The sequence below is a fragment of the Rhodococcus sp. A14 genome (genome assembly GCF_011603105.1).
GTDB classification, from domain to species: domain Bacteria; phylum Actinomycetota; class Actinomycetes; order Mycobacteriales; family Mycobacteriaceae; genus Rhodococcus_F; species Rhodococcus_F opacus.
Genome location: NZ_JAAOQS010000056.1, coordinates 1 through 15701 on the forward strand (window position 1 = coordinate 1; position 15701 = coordinate 15701).

Here is a 15701-nt window from a genome sequence, read left to right on the forward strand (position 1 = left end):
CCCGAAGACCCAGCCCGCCCCAGAGTGATCACCGCAGTCCCGGACGCACCGCGGGGGTGAACACATGGTGACCGTCCTGAGCATCGGCTTCGGCGTCGTCGTCGTATTACTGATCACCGCCCTGACCGGCTACTTCGTCGCCCAGGAATTCGCGTACATGTCGGTCGACCGCTCGCGGCTCAAAGCCCGGGCCGAGGCGGGAGACGCGGGCGCCGCCCGCGCCCTCGGCGTCACTCGCCGCACCTCGTTCATGCTCTCCGGCGCCCAGCTGGGCATCACCGTCACCGGCCTGCTCGTCGGTTATGTCGCCGAACCCCTGATCGGACGCGGCCTCGGTGAGCTCCTCGGCGGTGTCGGCATCCCCACCGCGGTCGGGATCGGCGTCGGCGCCGTCCTCGCCGTCCTGTTCTCCACCTTCGTCCAGATGCTCTTCGGTGAGCTCTTCCCGAAGAACCTGGCGATCGCCCGGCCCGAACCGGTGGCGCGTTGGCTCGCGCTGTCGACCACGATCTACCTGAAACTCTTCGGCTGGTTGATCTGGCTGTTCGACCAGTCGTCGAACCTGCTGCTGCGCGCGCTGCGGATCGAGCCGGTCCACGACGTCGAACACTCGGCCACCGTGCGGGACCTCGAACACATCGTCGCCGAATCCCGCGACGCCGGTGAGCTGCCGCGGGAACTGTCGACCCTGCTCGACCGGATCCTCGACTTTCCCACCCGCACCGCCGGGCACGCGATGATTCCCCGCGCCCACGTCGATACCGTCCGGGCCCACGATTCCCTGAGCAGTGTTCTCGAGAAGATGGGCGCGGGCCACACCCGCTACCCCGTGGTCGGGAGTTCCTCCGACGATCTGCGCGGCGTCATCCACCTCCACGACCTGCTCGGCGAGCAGGCCGACGGTCCGGCCGCGTCCCGGGCCCGTTCGGCCGTCGTCGTGCCGACGTCGCTGCCGCTGCCCGACGTGCTGGAACAGCTGACGGCCGCCCGGGACGAAATGGCGCTCGTCGTCGACGAGTACGGCGGGTTCGCCGGCGTCATCACGATCGAGGACCTCGCGGAGGAACTCGTCGGTGAGATCGCCGACGAACACGATCCCGACGGCGACGCGTCGGTGACGGGGTCAGAATCCGAAGGCTGGACGATGCCCGGCGATCTGCACATCGACGAGGTGGAGCGCATCCTCGGACACGACCTGCCGCCCGGCGACTTCGAGACGCTCGCGGGTGCCGTCATCGCCGAGTTCGGCGGGCTCCCCGTCGTCGGTGACGCCGTCGCGATCCGATTGAACCCGGATCCGGCCGACCTGATCAACGACGCCGACCCACCCGTTCGCACCCTCGATGCCGAGGTGCGGGCAGTCGACAAGCACGTCCCGTCCTCGCTGTTCGTGAGGCTCCGCATCCTGGAGAGTGACGCGACCGATGAATAATCCGTGGGTCATCGTGCTCGTCACCGTCGGGTTGATCGCGGCCAGCGCGTTCTTCGTGGCGATCGAATTCGCTTTGATCGCTGCCCGCCGCCACCGGCTCGAGGACGCCGCCCCCACCAGCAGGGCTGCCCGCGCGGCTCTGCGCAGCGCATCCGAGCTGTCCGTGCTGCTGGCCGGATCCCAGCTGGGCATCACCGTCTGCACCCTCGCGCTCGGCGCCGTCACGAAGCCGGCCGTGCATCACTGGCTCACCCCGACCTTCGCAGGTTGGGGCGCTCCGCTGTGGCTGGCGGACGTGCTCGGATTCATCCTCGCCCTCATCGTCGTCACGTTCCTGCATCTCGTCGTCGGTGAGATGGCACCCAAGTCGTGGGCGATCGCGCACCCGGAGAAATCGGCGACACTGCTGGCGATCCCGATGCGCGGATTCATGTGGGCCACCCGCCCGCTGCTGCTGGTGCTGAACCGGATGGCGAACCGGTGTCTGCGAAGGTTCGGCGTGGAACCGGTCGACCAGGTGGGTGCCGGCCAGGATCCCGACGCGCTGCGTCACCTCGTCGAGCACTCGGCGACCGTCGGCACGCTCGACGAGCGATACCACGGCCAATTGACCAGCGCCCTGGAACTCCAATCGCTCGCCGTGCGAGACATGGTGCGGCCGAACACCGCCCCGAGCAGTGTCGCCCCGGACGCCACCGCGGCGGCGATCAGGGCGGCCGCGGATCGGAGCGGCCACCTCCGACTGCTCGTACGCGACGAGGACGGGATCAAGGGGGTGGTGCACGCCCGGGACAGCCTGCAGGCCGGCGCCACAGTCACGGCCGCCGACCTCATGCGCCCGGTGCTGGCCCTCGACGCGGACGCTGCCGTGTACGAGGCACTGCGCACCATGCGCGAGACCCGCAGCCACCTTGCGATCGTCACCGACAACGGCGAGCTGACCGGTGTCGTCACCTTGACGGACGTCCTCGGGCGACTGCGCCCGGCGGCCGGGGCTTCCGCCTGACCCGTTTCGCACACCGCGGCCGGGGTGGGCATCGCGGAAGCGGTACCCTCGCGGGGTGAATTCACGGTTGGATGTGGTCGCGCGGGTGCGCGGCTCCGTCGTGGGTTCACTGTCCGGCGCGGTCAGCATCGCCGCGCACGGCATCGCCGGAGGCGGAATGCCCCCGAGCGATGGTTCGGTAGTGCTGCTTCTCGCGGCGTGCGCCGCAGTCGGGGCGTCGGTCGCCGCCGTCCGGGTGCCCCGCCGTGAATGGTTGTTCGTGCTGTCGGTGCTCGCTGCGGGCCAGTTGATCGGCCACACCACACTGGCCTTGGCCGCCGATCATGCCCATGGTCTGGGGCTTTCCACCCCGATGATCGCCGCGCACCTCGCCGCGATCGCAGTGGCCGCGGTGCTGGTCCGGTCGGCCGAACGCGCCTGCCTGCGGGCATTGGCGGCGTTGTCGCGGATCGTTCTCGCAGTCCTGGCCCCGCTGCAGGTCGATACCGGCACCTGGACGGCGACCCCGGTCTACCGCGCGAAGCTGTCGTTGTGGCTGCTGGTCGCCGCGGGCGCCGGCACCCGCGGACCACCCGCTCTCGTCTAGTCGAATCCTTTCTCACCGCCTTCCCGGCACACGCACGACGTGTGGTCGTCGGTCCGGCGTGTCCTCACACGGCACCAGCAGACTCCCACGCGAGTCCCGGTGCCGATTCCTTCCTGAGTCGGCGCATCCCTGACGTGTCACCTCGAGTTGCCCAGCGCACCCTGTTGTGCGCGACCTCGACGGCGCCGGGTGCCCGTCTCACCCGATTCGAAGCGAGATCGTCATGTCCATCCCCGAACTCGAACGCGACACACCGGTCGCGTCCTCCCCGGCGTCGAAGGTCTCCTCGCCGCCGCGCAGTTTCCGGCCACTGATCCTGCGCCTGCACTTCTATGCGGGGATCCTGGTGGCCCCGTTCCTGGTGATCGCCGCGGTCAGCGGTGGCCTCTACGCTCTCGCGCCGTCGGTCGAGCAGCTGGTCTACCGCGACTACCTGCACGTCGACTCGACCGGCCCGGACCTGCCGATGTCCGAACAGGTGCGGGCCGCGCAGCAGGTTCGCCCGGACCTCACCGTCGCCGCCGTGCGCCCGGCGACCGAACCGGGTGACACGACGCAGGTGATGTTCACCGATCCCGGGCTCGGAGAGTCCGAGCGCCGCGCGGTCTTCGTCGATCCCGTCACCGCGGAGTCGGTGGGTGAGCTCGTCGTCTACGGCAGTAGTGGGGCGTTGCCGATGCGGACCTGGATTTCGCAGTTGCACCGGCACCTGCACCTCGGCGAGCCCGGCCGCATCTACAGCGAGCTCGCCGCGTCGTGGCTGTGGGTCATCGCGCTCGGTGGCGTGTACCTGTGGGTGCAGCGCTACCGCACCACCCGCGCCCGCAACGCGGACGCCGCCAGGCTGTGGACGCTCGACCGGTCGAGCCGCGGACGCAACCGCACCCTCAGCTGGCACGGGGTGGTCGGCATCTGGATCGCGGTCGGTCTGGTGTTCCTCTCGGTCACGGGTCTGACGTGGTCGCGGTACGCGGGCGAGAACGTCGGCGAACTCCGTACCGCCCTGAGCTGGACCACTCCCGAGATCGACAAGAAACTGGACTCGGCGCCCGCCGCCGGCGCCGCCGCATCGGGCGGTCACGACGGGCACGGCGCCGGGCACACCCCCGCGTCGGATACGGGAATCCTCGACCGCAACGTGGGCGCACTCGACACCGTCCTCGACGTGGCCCGGCGGGGCGGTGTCACCGGCGCTGTCGAGGCGACCGTTCCCGCCGACGCGGGCACCGCGTTCACCGTCACGCAGACCCGCGGACCGTGGCAGTTCTCGACCGATTCGATCGCGGTCGACGGGGCCACGGGCGCGGTGACGGACGTGTCGCGATTCGGTGACTGGCCGCTCGCCGCGAAGCTGACGTCCTGGGGCATCGCCCTGCACATGGGGTTGCTGTTCGGCCTGCTCAACCAGCTGGTCCTGGCCGCCCTCGCGGTGGCCTTGCTGGCCGTGATCGTCCGCGGCTACCTCCTGTGGTGGCGGCGCCGGCCCACCCGCGGCACCACCCGGGCGGTCGGCAGGCCGCCGCTGCTCGGCGTCAGCCTCCTCGCGTTCCTGCTCGTCGACGTCGCGGTCGGCGCCCTCGCCCGCACCCGGGCAGGGTGATCGACCGGGGCACCCGTGCGGCCGCGGTGGTTACGGCTTGGGAACCGGGTGCCCCTCCGAGGCCTGGACGACGACGATGCCGTTTCCGGTGAGGCACAGCTGATATGCCTCACCGGAACCGCGGCCGATCGCGGCGCCCATCTTCGCGGTCTTGCGGATCGTCGAGTGCAGGCCTGTCGACCACAGCACCGCGCTCTGCATGTCGACGTAGGTGGGGGTGTCCACGTTCAGGACGACGGGAGTGCCGTAGATGGTGACGGCGAGGACACCGCGGCCGGTGAACGTGGTGTTGAACAGTCCGCCGCTGAGCATCGACGCCCCCTCGACGCGGTTGATGTCCCAGTTCAGGGAGCTGTCGAACGCGAGGACGTTGGAACCGCTGACGGTCACCGACTCGTCCTCGAGTTCGAGCAGGAAGATTTCGTCGGCGTCGCGGGCGAGGAACACGTCGCCGCTGCCGGACACCTTCATCAGCGACATGCCCTCGCCGGTGAATGCCTTCTTGAAGAACTTCCCGACACCTCCGCTGCCCTGGTAGGCGAAGTCGACGTCCCCCTGGTAGGCGACCATCGATCCCTGCCGGGCAAAGAAGTGACCGCTGGTTCCGGCCAAGTCCACCTTGAGCATTCGGGGATTCTGTAGCACGAAGGTGCCCGGGTCACCACTGCGTTCCGCGTTTTTCATCAGGTCGCTGCGCATGACGGAATCCTATCCGTCCCGTCAACGAACCCATTCTGGTCCGGGCCCGTTGGCTTCCTCGAAGATCAGCCACGTCTTGGTCGACTGCACCCCCTCGAGGCTCTGCAACCGTTCGAGGACGACATGACGCAGTGCGCTGTTGTCCGGTGCGCGCACCAGGACGAGAACGTCGAAATCGCCGCCCAGCAGCGAGAAGTGCTCGACGAAGGGCAGTGTTCGGAGCTGGGTGGAGATCCCCCGCCACGAATCCTGCCGAATCGAGAGGGCGATGAACGCAGACGAGCCGAGTCCCGCCTTGGAGTGCGAAATCCGGGTGGTGAAGCCTTCGATGATCCCCGCCTCCTGCAACCGCTCGATGCGGACGTAGGCGTGCGCGCGGGAGATGTGCGCCTTCTCCGCCAGCGCCCGCATCGAGATGCGGCTGTCGGCGACGAGTTCCTTGATGATGCGCCGGTCGATGGCGTCGAGGTCGTACGTGTCCGCTGTGCCGCCGGCCATCTGTCCATCCCTGCTGTGGTCGCTCACACTCCGGTGAGACATTCTGCTCCCGATGAGCCGATTCTAGACCGTTTGTCTCTGATTCCGCCTTGTCGTTGTCGATAGGTCGTTCAGTTGCGAGCATTGACGAACACAATGCATCTGGAGGTAGACGTGACGCTCGTAGAGCCGCCCCTGGCGACGCCGTATCGGAAGTTCCTTCCCGCCGAGTGCGCGGTGCAGTATCTGGACGCGGCCGGCGAGCTGACCGAGAGCGAGGCCCGGTATCCGAGACCGAGCGACGACCGTCTGGTCGAGATGTACCGGAACATGGTGCTGGGCAGGCGTTTCGATCAGCAGGCGACGGCGCTGACCAAGCAGGGCCGGCTGGCTGTGTACCCGTCGTCGCGTGGTCAGGAGGCCTGCCAGATCGCGGCGGCGATGAGCTTGCAACCCGGCGACTGGATGTTCCCCACCTACCGCGACTCGGTGGCGCTCGCCGCCCGCGGCATCGATCCGGTCGAGATCCTCAGCATGCTCGCCGGCGACTGGCACTGCGGCTACGACCCCGCCGCCCACCGCAGCGCCCCGCAGTGCACCCCGCTGGCCACCCAGTTGTTGCACGCGACCGGTGTGGCCTACGGCGAACACCGCAAGGGAAACGACACGATCGCCCTGGCGTTCTGCGGTGACGGCGCGACCAGTGAGGGCGACTTCCACGAGGCCCTCAACTTCGCCGCCGTGTTCAAGGCCCCGGTGGTGTTTCTGGTACAGAACAATGGATTCGCGATCAGCGTGCCGCTCGCCCGGCAGAGCGCGGCGCCCACATTGGCGCACAAGGGAGTCGGCTACGGAATCGGCTCCGAGCAGGTGGACGGCAACGACCCGGTCGCCACGCTCGCCGTGATGGACGAGGCCGCGAACTTCGTCCGGGCCGGCAACGGTCCGGTCATCGTCGAAGCTCACACCTACCGGATCGACGCGCACACCAACGCCGACGACGCCACCCGCTACCGCGACTCGTCCGAGGTGGAACAGTGGCTCGGCCGCGACCCGCTGGCCCGGCTGGAGAAGTACCTGCGCGGGAAGGGACTGCTCGACGACGCATCGTCGGAGGCCCTCACCGCGGACGCCGAGGCCGCCGCATCCGCGCTGCGTGCCGGCATGAACGTCGACCGGCCCACCGACCCGATGGACCTGTTCCGGTACGTCTTCGCCGAGCAGACCCCGCAACTTCGAGAGCAGCAAGCGCAGGCGGAAGCCGAACTGGCCGCCGAATCCGAGGAGAACTGACACCATGCCCGTGCTCACCATGGCCCAGGCCCTGAACACCGCACTGCGCGACGCCCTCACCGCCGACGAGAACGTCGTCGTCTTCGGCGAGGACGTCGGCGCCCTCGGCGGCGTCTTCCGCGTCACCGACGGCCTGACCCGCGACTTCGGCGACGACCGGTGCTTCGACACTCCGCTCGCCGAATCCGGCATCATCGGCTTCGCGATCGGCATGGCGATGTCCGGGTTCAAACCGGTCGTCGAAATGCAGTTCGACGCGTTCGCCTACCCGGCGTTCGAGCAGATCGTCTCCCACGTCGCGAAGATCCGGAACCGCACCAAGGGCGCGCTGTCCGTGCCGATCGTCATCCGAATCCCGTTCGCCGGCGGCATCGGCGGGGTCGAGCACCACTGCGATTCCAGCGAGGGCTACTACGCCCACACCCCCGGACTGAAGGTCGTGGCCCCGTCCACCGTCGAGGACGCCTACACCCTGCTGCGCGAGGCGATCGACGACCCCGACCCGGTGATCTTCCTCGAACCGAAACGCCTGTACTTCTCCCGCGCCGACGTCGACCTCGCGGTCGGCGCGCCGATCGGGCAGGCCGCCGTCCGGCGTCCCGGCCGGGACGCGACCATCGTCGCGTACGGACCGTCGGTGACCGTCGCGCTCGAATCCGCCGAGGCAGCCGCAGCGGAGGGTCACGACATCGAGGTGATCGACCTGCGGTCGATCGTGCCGTTCGACGACGAGACCGTCATGGCATCGGTTCGGAAGACCGGTCGCTGCATCATCATTCAGGAGGCGCAGGGATTCGCCGGCGTCGGCGCCGAGATCGCCGCCCGCGTCCAGGAACGCTGCTTCCATCACCTGCACGCGCCGGTGCTGCGGGTTAGCGGATTCGACATCCCCTACCCGGCACCGAAACTCGAACGCCTCCACCTGCCGAGCGTCGACCGCGTCCTCGACAGCGTCGACCGGCTGCAGTGGAACGGCTCCGCCGACACCCGCTGGGCGGTGACCGCATGAGCAACCAGGTCTTCCTACTTCCCGACCTCGGCGAAGGACTCACCGAGGCCGACATCGCCGAATGGAAAGTCCGGGTCGGCGACACCGTCACCGTCGACCAGGTGGTCGTCGAGGTCGAAACCGCGAAAGCCGCGGTCGAGGTGCCGATTCCCTTCGAGGGCACGGTAATCTCCCTGCACGGCGACGAAGGCTCGACGCTGCAGGTGGGCACCCCGCTGATCACCGTCAGTGGAACACCCGCCGCACACGAGCAGCATCGCGAAGAAGAACGAGCCGGCTCGGGCAACGTCCTGATCGGGTATGGCACCAGCGAGGACACGCGCCGGCGACGCCGGCGCGTCGGCGTGACACGCGAGCTCACACGGCCGGAACCGAACCGCGCCGGTGTTGCGCCACGGGTCATCTCGCCGGTCGTTCGCAACCTCGCCCGGAAGAACGGCCTCGACCTGTCGCGGCTGCCCGGGAGCGGTCCCGGCGGTGTGATCAACCGCGCCGACGTCGAGAAGGCACTCGCCGCGCCACCCGAGACGGCCGACGAACAGCGGATTCCGATCAAGGGCCTGCGGAAAGCAGTCGCCGACAAGCTCTCGACGAGCCGCCGTGAAATTCCGGACGCGACAACCTGGGTGGATGTGGACGCCACCGATCTCCTCGCCGCCCGCCGGGCAATCAATGCCGCCCTCGACGCCGACGCCGGCGTGAGCCTGATGGCCCTGCTCGCGCGTCTGGCCCTCGCGGCGCTGACGCAGTACCCGGAACTGAACTCGACCGTCGACACCGAACGCAACGAGATCGTCCGATACGGTCACGTCCACCTCGGCATCGCGGCGCAAACACCGCGAGGCCTGGTCGTCCCCGTGATCGAGAAGGCCGACTCGCTCACCACCGTCGAACTCGCCCGGCAGCTGCGGGACACGACGGAGCTGGCCCGTGAGGGGACGCTCCCGCCTGCGCGGCTGACGGGTGGCACGTTCACCCTCAACAACTACGGCGTCTTCGGTGTGGACGGTTCGACCCCGATCATCAACCATCCCGAGGCCGCGATCCTCGGTGTCGGCCGCATCGTCGACAAACCGTGGGTCGTGTACGGGCAGTTGGCCGTTCGGAAGGTCACGCAGGTGTCGTTGAGCTTCGATCACCGCGTGTGCGACGGCGGTGTCGCGGGCGGGTTCCTCAGATTGTTCGCCGACTACCTCGAGAACCCGATCACCGTGCTGGGGAGGCTCTGATGGCCGACACACACAGTGACGTCCTGATCCTCGGTGGCGGTTCCGGCGGCTACGCCTGCGCCTTCCGGGCCGCGCAGCTCGGCCTGTCGGTCACGCTGATCGAGGCGGACAAGATCGGCGGAACCTGCCTGCACCGGGGCTGTATCCCGACCAAGGCGCTGCTTCATTCCGCCGAGGTCGCCGACACCGCGCGGACCGGTGCCGCGTTCGGCGTGCGAACGACGTTCGACGGCATCGACATCGAGGCGGTGCACCAGTACAAGAACGGCACGATCGACCGGTTGCACAGGGGACTGCAGGGCCTGGTCGCCCAGCACAAGATCAGCGTCGTGAACGGGCACGGAAAGTACGTCGGAGACAGGACAATCGAGGTGGACGGTTCCCGCTACACCGGGACGTCCGTGGTGCTCGCGACCGGCTCCTATGCCCGGGCGGTGCCGTCCATCGAGCTCGGCGAGCGCATCGTCACCAGTGACGACGCATTGAATCTCGGGTTCGTCCCGAAGAGGGCCATCGTTCTCGGCGGTGGCGTGATCGGCGTCGAATTCGCCAGCGTCTGGGCATTGTTCGGCGCGGAGGTGACTGTCGTCGAAGCGCTCCCCCGCCTGGTCGCGGCGGAGGATCCGTGGTGCTCGAAGCAACTCGAACGCGCGTTCCGCAAGCGCGGTATCGCCGCCCTCACGGGCGTGACGGTCGCCGCGGCAAAGGAAACCGCGGACGGCGTTCTCGTGGAACTCGACGGCGGCGAGACCCTCGAGGCGGAGATCCTGCTGGTGGCGGTAGGACGCGGACCGCGCACCGGCGACAGTGGATTCGCGGAACACGGAATCACACTGGACCGCGGGTTCGTCGTCACCGACGAGCGGCTGCGCACCCACGTCGACGGTGTGTACGCCGTCGGCGACATCGTGGCGGGACTTCAACTGGCGCACCGCGGATTCCAACACGGGGTATTCGTGGCGGAGGAGATCGCCGGCCTCGATCCCGTTCCCGTGGCCGAGCATCTCGTTCCGCGGGTGACGTACTCGCACCCCGAGGTCGCGTCCGTCGGCCTCACCGAGGACGCCGCCCGCGAACGGTACGGCGACGTCACGTCCGTCGTATACGACCTCGCGGGCAACGGCAAGAGCCAGATTCTGAAGACGTCGGGTGGGATCAAGGTCGTCCGAGCCGGCGACACCGGACCGGTGGTCGGTGTGCACATGGTCGGCGACCGCGTCGGCGAGCTGATCGGTGAGGCCCAACTGACGGTCGCCTGGGAAGCCCTGCCCACCGACGTCGCGCCGTTCGTCCACGCGCACCCCACCCAGAACGAAGCGCTGGGCGAAGCGATGCTGGCGTTGTCGGGGAAGCCGCTGCACGCGCACGGCTGAACGCATTCGATCCGCGTCGGGGAAGATCGCGCACCGGTCCGCGGTTGATACCGGTTGATCCGTGAGTCTTTCGGCGCAAATCCGGTCCTTCAGGTCCGGGTGAGCCGATCTGGTTTTGTCGGACTGTGTGGCTAGTGTCTGGGTTATGGCGGGGAGGGTGGTGAGGCGGGCGTTCAAGTACCGTTTCTATCCGACTGCGGTGCAGGCGGAACAGCTTGCTCGGACGTTCGGGTGCACCCGGTATGTCTACAACCGGGCGTTGGCGGAGCGGACGCGTGCCTGGTCGCAGGAGCGGCGTCGGGTGACCTATGCGGATACCTCGAAGATGCTCACCGGATGGAAGCGGGATGCCGAGACGGAGTGGTTGTCGGAGCCGTCGAAGGGGCCGTTGCAGGAGGCGCTGCGGCCGTTGCAGGGTGCGTTCGACAGGTTCTGGCGCAAGCAGGCCGGCTACCCGAAGTTCAAGAGGAAGGGCCAGTCGAAGGATTCGGCGACCTACTATTCGAACTGCTTCACCTACCGCGGCCGGCAGATCCGGTTGGCCAAGCAGTCCGAACCCCTGGATATCCGGTGGTCGAGGCCGCTACCGGAGGGGGCCACGCCGTCGCAGGTGACGGTGTCGCGTAATACACGAGGTCAATACCACATCTCGATCCTCGTCGAGGACACGATCACCGAGCCCCCGTCGACCGGTCGGGTGGTCGGGCTCGACGCCGGGATCACCAGCCTCTACACGCTCTCGACGGGGGAGAAGATCACCAACCCGCGACACGAGCGCACGGACCGTGAGCGGCTGGCGAAGGCGCAGCGGGTGCTGGCCAAGAAGCAGAAGGGATCCCGGAACCGGGCCAAGGCCCGACTGAAGGTCGCGAAGATTCATGGTCGGATCGCCGATCGGCGCCGCGACTATTTGCACAAACTCTCCACTCGGCTGGTGCGCGAAAATCAAGTGATCGCCATCGAGGATCTGAGTGTGCGGAACATGGTGAAGAATCGGTCGTTGTCTCGGGCGATCTCGGATGCGGGTTGGTCCGAGTTCCGGTCGATGCTCGAGTACAAGGCCGACTGGTGCGGGCGGCGGGTGGTGGTGATCGACCGGTTCTATCCGTCGTCGAAGACCTGCTCGGTGTGCGGGGCAATCGCCTCGACGATGCCGCTGACCGTGCGGGAGTGGACGTGCCGATGCGGCGCCGTTCACGATCGGGATGTGAACGCGGCAAGGAACATTTTGGCCGTCGGACTGACGGTGGCAGCCTGCGGAGACGGTGTGAGACCGCCCCGCACATAACGTGCGGGGAGGCGACTGTCGGTGAAACAGGAACCTCGAGACGCGAGTCCCGAGGGGATTCTCGGTCGTTCACGGCCGAGAGGAAGTCAACATCGGAAACGACACAGCAGAACGCAATGACTCTTTCAGCGTCCGCGATCACCGAATCCGTTGCCGACCGGCTGGGCCACGAAGCCATCGTGTGGCTGACGACCATCGGTCGCAAGGACACGCCGGTTCCGACCCCGGTGTGGTTCAGCTGGTCGGGCACCGAGTTCCTGATTTTCAGTCGACCGGCTGCCGCCAAGCTGGCGAACATCGGCAGGAATCCGCAGGTCGCGCTGAATTTCAACAGCAGCCCCACGGGTGGTGACGTGTCGGTGTTCACCGGGAAGGCCCACGTCGACGCGGACGGTCCGTCGCCGGAGGAGTGGGAGACCTACGGCGAGAAGTACCGCGAGCACATGGCCGGTCTGGACTACACGCCCGAGAAGTTCCGACAGGACTACTCGACGCTCGTCCGCGTCACCCCGGACCGGTTGCGCGGCTGGTAACCCCGAGTTCTGGGCAGAACGACGGCAACGACGTCCCCGATGCGCCACCATCTGATGCGGAGCAATTCGCTCCCCACCGATACGGAGGAACTCGCATCATGGACTGGACACTCGAAGTGGTCGTGCTGCCCGTCAGCGACATCGATCGTTCCGTCGCGTTCTACCGCGACAAGCTCGGCTTCCATCTCGACCACGACACCGCCAACGAGCACATGCACGTCGTTCAGCTGACCCCCACCGGTTCGGGCTGCTCGATCGTGATCGGCGATCTCCCGTCTCAGTCGGAGATGGCACCGGGATCGATGAGGGGACTGCAGTTGGTGGTCGCGGACGCCGCCGCGGCCCGCCAGGAGTTGCTCGATCGAGGTGTCGAGGTCAGCGAGATCACCGTGTTCGACGAGCGTGACGGGGGAACTTTCTTCGGATTCGCCGATCCCGACGGCAATACGTGGGCGGTCCAGCAGATCAAGGCGCGGGCGGAGAAGCCGCTGATTCCGGTCGAGGCCCGCGGGCGGTTCGGGGAGAACGGTTGAGGGTTCGCACGCTCACGTCAGGGGACAGGCGTTCCGGGTGTCGTCGACGAGTTGTTCGGCCAGGGTGAGGGCGGCGGTCAGTTCGTCGGGCGTCGTTCCGAGCCGGCCGAGGACGGCGTGAGCGCGAGCGGTGAAGTCGGTGGGTGCGTTCGGCAGGGCACCGGCGGCGGCCACAGCCCCCTTCTCGTTGATCACCCAGCGCCGGGCATGCGCGTGGAGGGCGTGCGCGCACAGGCACACCGTGCGAAACAGGCAACCCGCCACATACGTCGCATCGGCACGCGGGATCGCCTTGCGGGCCAGCATGGTGACGAAGTCCGCCTCCCACAGTCGCCGCACCAGGGCTTCACGCAGGGGGTCCGGGTAGTGCTGCATGTCGGCGTGGAGCGCAGCGATGCGTCCGGACGGATCGGCGAGGATCACCGCCGACGCGAGTTCGCCCGCGTAGGCGAAGTCAGCAAACCCGTACGGGTGACCGGTCTGTGCGTGAAACCCGTACACACCCTGCTGGGTGTCCTGCCACACAGCGGTCACCCGGTCGAGGTCGCGGTACAGCCAGTCGACCGCCCGGCCGTCGATCGACAGCCACGCACCACCGTCGACCCACGGTCCCCACTCACCCGTCCGGGTCGCCGATGCCCCGGCACCCGCCCACTCCCGCGCGAGGTCGTTCAGCCCGTCGGTGTCGAGGGCCCCGCGGTAGTAGACGCCCAGGTCGTAGTCGGATTCCGCCGTGTGTGTCCCTCGGGCGCGGCTGCCGCCGAGGGTGACGCCGACGACGCCGTCGACGCGGCACAAGCGTTCGGCAAGGGGTCGCAATGCCAGGTCCTCGAAATCCACACCCCACATCGTCCACCCCCGGCCCGGCACAGCGGATAAATTCGGTTCATGCTCATCTTGGGAACGACCGTGATCGGGGCACGCGACGTTCGGCGTGCAACCAGGTTCTGGACCGAGGCACTCGGATTGACTGCGCTCCCGCCCGTCGGCGACAACGGCTTCACCAACCTGACGCAGCCCGACGGCCGGTCACTGCTGGCGATCCAGCAGAGCGAACACGACGCGGAACCCGAACCGCGACTGCACCTCGACCTGCACGCCCGCGACAGCACGGATCAGGCCGCGGAAATCGAACGGCTCGTCGGTCTCGGCGCGCAGCGGGTGCCGTGGGACCGGTACCCCGAGGAATCGGACTTCGTCGTGCTGGAGGACACCGAGGGCAACCGGTTCTGCGTCATCGACAACTCTCGCGCGCCGGAACAGTGCCGGCTCGAGATGTCCTGAGTCTTGCTCTACGCGGCGCCCGCGTAGTGGGCGGGGCGGGGCAGCATCGGCCGGCAGACGGCGCGGGGGATGCCGCACACTTCGAAGAAGTCGATGACGATGGACCGGACCTGCGCGGAGACGACCGCTGCGGAGAACCCTGCCGAGATCTCCTGCTGCGGCAGTGAGCGCGCGAATCGCTCGAGTTCGTCGCTGATCTGGATTTCGTTGGGCTTCTTCGCGGGAGTCGCGAGAATCATCAGCCGCATCCGGTCGGCGAGGTGCGCCAGCTCGGAGATGGCGTCCGCCAACTGCGGGTCGACTCGTTCGCCGTCGTAGGTGGCGATCAGGGCGCGCCGCACCAGGACCCGGGTGTTGCGTGCGGCGTTGTCGATCGGGTCGGCAATCGATGCCAGCCGGCCGATGCGGCGTCGCCCCCGCCAGTGAATCGGTGAGATCCGGGCCACCTCGGATCCGGAGCGGAGTTCGACGCGCATGCTGTCGATGGTCGACTGCGTCGAACGGGCAAGTGCGAGAGCATCCTCCAGCGCGGAGATGTCGCCGGCGGCGAGTCCCTTCGACGTCTGCCGGAGGGCTGCGGCCACGCTGTCCAGCACAGCGGCGGCGCACCGGCGCGTCCGCCGCACAGGGTCGGTGGGCAACACAGACAGCGCCACCAGGCTGAGCGCACCCCCGATCAGTGCGTCCACGACACGGTCGAACGGGTGCGCGGCGGTCGCGGATGCCATGGCCGCGACCAACGCCGCCGACGAACCTGCCTGCAGGACGATCACCGAACCATCGTCGAGGAGCACCGCAAAAGACATCGCCACAGCCACCACGAGGCAGATCTGCCACGGCCCGTTGCCGATGTACCGCACGACGACGTCCGAGACGATCGTTCCGATGGTGACACCCGCGATCAACTCGCCGGCCCGACGACTGCGGGCACCCCGCGCGACGCTCAGGCACACTACCGCCGCCAAGGGAGCCAGCAGCGGCTGCTCGTGTCCGGCCACCTCGACCGACACCCACCACGCCGCCCCCGCGGTGACCGCCGTCTGCGCGATCGGCACCAGGTACCCCGCGAAGCGAAGCAACGCGGCGTGCACTGACGGCAGAGCGGTGGAGCCGACCCTTCGGAGAAAGGCGAGTATCGAGATGAGCTGGAGCACAGTGGTACAGCTTTCTGGACGGTCACACGTGGGCAGGAGCACATTCTGTAGAGCCTGCCGACACCGACGACCGCCGGTGGACAAGCCTTCGCAAAGCTTGTCCTGGATTTCTTACGCCGGTGTAAAAGTCGCCGCTTTCATAGCGCAGATCACGTTTTCCATCTCGTTTCGGGCGATTCAGGTCACAGCCGACTGCTGAACGTGG

General features: G+C 67.9%; 16 protein-coding genes. 12 read left to right on the plus strand and 4 right to left on the minus strand.

Annotated features, from left to right (window positions below):
- The first annotated feature begins 64 nt into the window (after positions 1-64).
- The 4 genes from G9373_RS25830 to G9373_RS25845 all read left to right on the plus strand — a co-directional run bounded on the left by G9373_RS25830 (position 65) and on the right by G9373_RS25845 (position 4624).
- A complete protein-coding gene (locus tag G9373_RS25830; RefSeq protein ID WP_005570483.1) occupies positions 65-1432 on the plus strand; it encodes a hemolysin family protein in 1368 nt (455 codons plus the stop codon).
- Positions 1425-2438, plus strand: a complete 1014-nt coding sequence (locus G9373_RS25835) for a hemolysin family protein (protein WP_005570481.1) — start codon at positions 1425-1427, stop codon at positions 2436-2438. The genes G9373_RS25830 and G9373_RS25835 overlap by 8 nt, the downstream gene beginning before the upstream one ends.
- Before the next feature lie 55 nt (positions 2439-2493).
- The gene (locus G9373_RS25840) at positions 2494-3024 is read left to right on the plus strand and encodes a hypothetical protein (protein WP_172651946.1); all 531 of its coding nucleotides are present in this window, start codon (positions 2494-2496) and stop codon (positions 3022-3024) included.
- 223 nt (positions 3025-3247) lie between these two features.
- Positions 3248-4624 carry a PepSY domain-containing protein gene (locus G9373_RS25845; RefSeq protein ID WP_167117355.1) on the plus strand — a complete coding sequence of 459 codons (1377 nt, stop codon included), beginning with the start codon at positions 3248-3250 and terminating at the stop codon, positions 4622-4624.
- Positions 4625-4654: 30 nt separating this feature from the next.
- Here the strand turns inward: G9373_RS25845 and G9373_RS25850 are convergent, their stop codons facing one another.
- Both G9373_RS25850 and G9373_RS25855 read right to left on the minus strand, forming a co-directional pair.
- Positions 4655-5323, minus strand: a complete 669-nt coding sequence (locus G9373_RS25850; RefSeq protein WP_005254630.1) for an AIM24 family protein — start codon at positions 5321-5323, stop codon at positions 4655-4657.
- Positions 5324-5344: 21 nt separating this feature from the next.
- Positions 5345-5821 (minus strand): Lrp/AsnC family transcriptional regulator, encoded by a 477-nt coding sequence (locus G9373_RS25855; RefSeq protein WP_005570476.1) that lies wholly within the window; start codon positions 5819-5821, stop codon positions 5345-5347.
- A 135-nt stretch (positions 5822-5956) separates the two neighbouring features.
- Here G9373_RS25855 and pdhA point away from each other — a divergent pair, with 135 nt between their 5' ends.
- The 7 genes from pdhA to G9373_RS25890 all read left to right on the plus strand — a co-directional run bounded on the left by pdhA (position 5957) and on the right by G9373_RS25890 (position 13058).
- A complete protein-coding gene (gene pdhA / locus G9373_RS25860) occupies positions 5957-7093 on the plus strand; it encodes a pyruvate dehydrogenase (acetyl-transferring) E1 component subunit alpha (RefSeq protein ID WP_005254625.1) in 1137 nt (378 codons plus the stop codon).
- 4 nt (positions 7094-7097) lie between these two features.
- Positions 7098-8102 (plus strand): alpha-ketoacid dehydrogenase subunit beta, encoded by a 1005-nt coding sequence (locus G9373_RS25865; RefSeq protein ID WP_005254623.1) that lies wholly within the window; start codon positions 7098-7100, stop codon positions 8100-8102.
- Positions 8099-9331 carry a dihydrolipoamide acetyltransferase family protein gene (locus tag G9373_RS25870; RefSeq protein ID WP_037203356.1) on the plus strand — a complete coding sequence of 411 codons (1233 nt, stop codon included), beginning with the start codon at positions 8099-8101 and terminating at the stop codon, positions 9329-9331. Before G9373_RS25865 ends, G9373_RS25870 begins: the two co-directional genes overlap by 4 nt.
- Entirely contained in the window at positions 9331-10704 is a 1374-nt protein-coding gene (lpdA, locus tag G9373_RS25875) for a dihydrolipoyl dehydrogenase (protein WP_167117358.1), read from the plus strand. Before G9373_RS25870 ends, lpdA begins: the two co-directional genes overlap by 1 nt.
- Positions 10705-10849: 145 nt before the next feature.
- Entirely contained in the window at positions 10850-11992 is a 1143-nt protein-coding gene (locus G9373_RS25880) for an RNA-guided endonuclease TnpB family protein (RefSeq protein WP_167117361.1), read from the plus strand.
- Between the two features lie 116 nt (positions 11993-12108).
- Complete coding sequence (locus tag G9373_RS25885) at positions 12109-12525, plus strand: TIGR03667 family PPOX class F420-dependent oxidoreductase (protein ID WP_167117364.1); 417 nt, start codon at positions 12109-12111, stop codon at positions 12523-12525.
- A 98-nt stretch (positions 12526-12623) separates the two neighbouring features.
- Positions 12624-13058, plus strand: coding sequence for a VOC family protein (locus tag G9373_RS25890; protein WP_005561701.1), 435 nt, complete (start codon positions 12624-12626; stop codon positions 13056-13058).
- 12 nt (positions 13059-13070) lie between these two features.
- On the opposite strand, the gene G9373_RS25895 is transcribed toward G9373_RS25890, so the two are convergent.
- On the minus strand, positions 13071-13907 hold the full coding sequence (locus tag G9373_RS25895; protein ID WP_167117367.1) for a nucleotidyltransferase domain-containing protein: 837 nt from the start codon (positions 13905-13907) through the stop codon (positions 13071-13073).
- Between the two features lie 39 nt (positions 13908-13946).
- Here G9373_RS25895 and G9373_RS25900 point away from each other — a divergent pair, with 39 nt between their 5' ends.
- Positions 13947-14342: a VOC family protein gene (locus G9373_RS25900; RefSeq protein WP_167117370.1), complete on the plus strand. Its 396-nt coding sequence runs from the start codon at positions 13947-13949 to the stop codon at positions 14340-14342.
- An 8-nt stretch (positions 14343-14350) separates the two neighbouring features.
- On the opposite strand, the gene G9373_RS25905 is transcribed toward G9373_RS25900, so the two are convergent.
- Positions 14351-15496 (minus strand): FUSC family protein, encoded by a 1146-nt coding sequence (locus G9373_RS25905; RefSeq protein WP_167117373.1) that lies wholly within the window; start codon positions 15494-15496, stop codon positions 14351-14353.
- Positions 15497-15701: the final 205 nt, after the last annotated feature.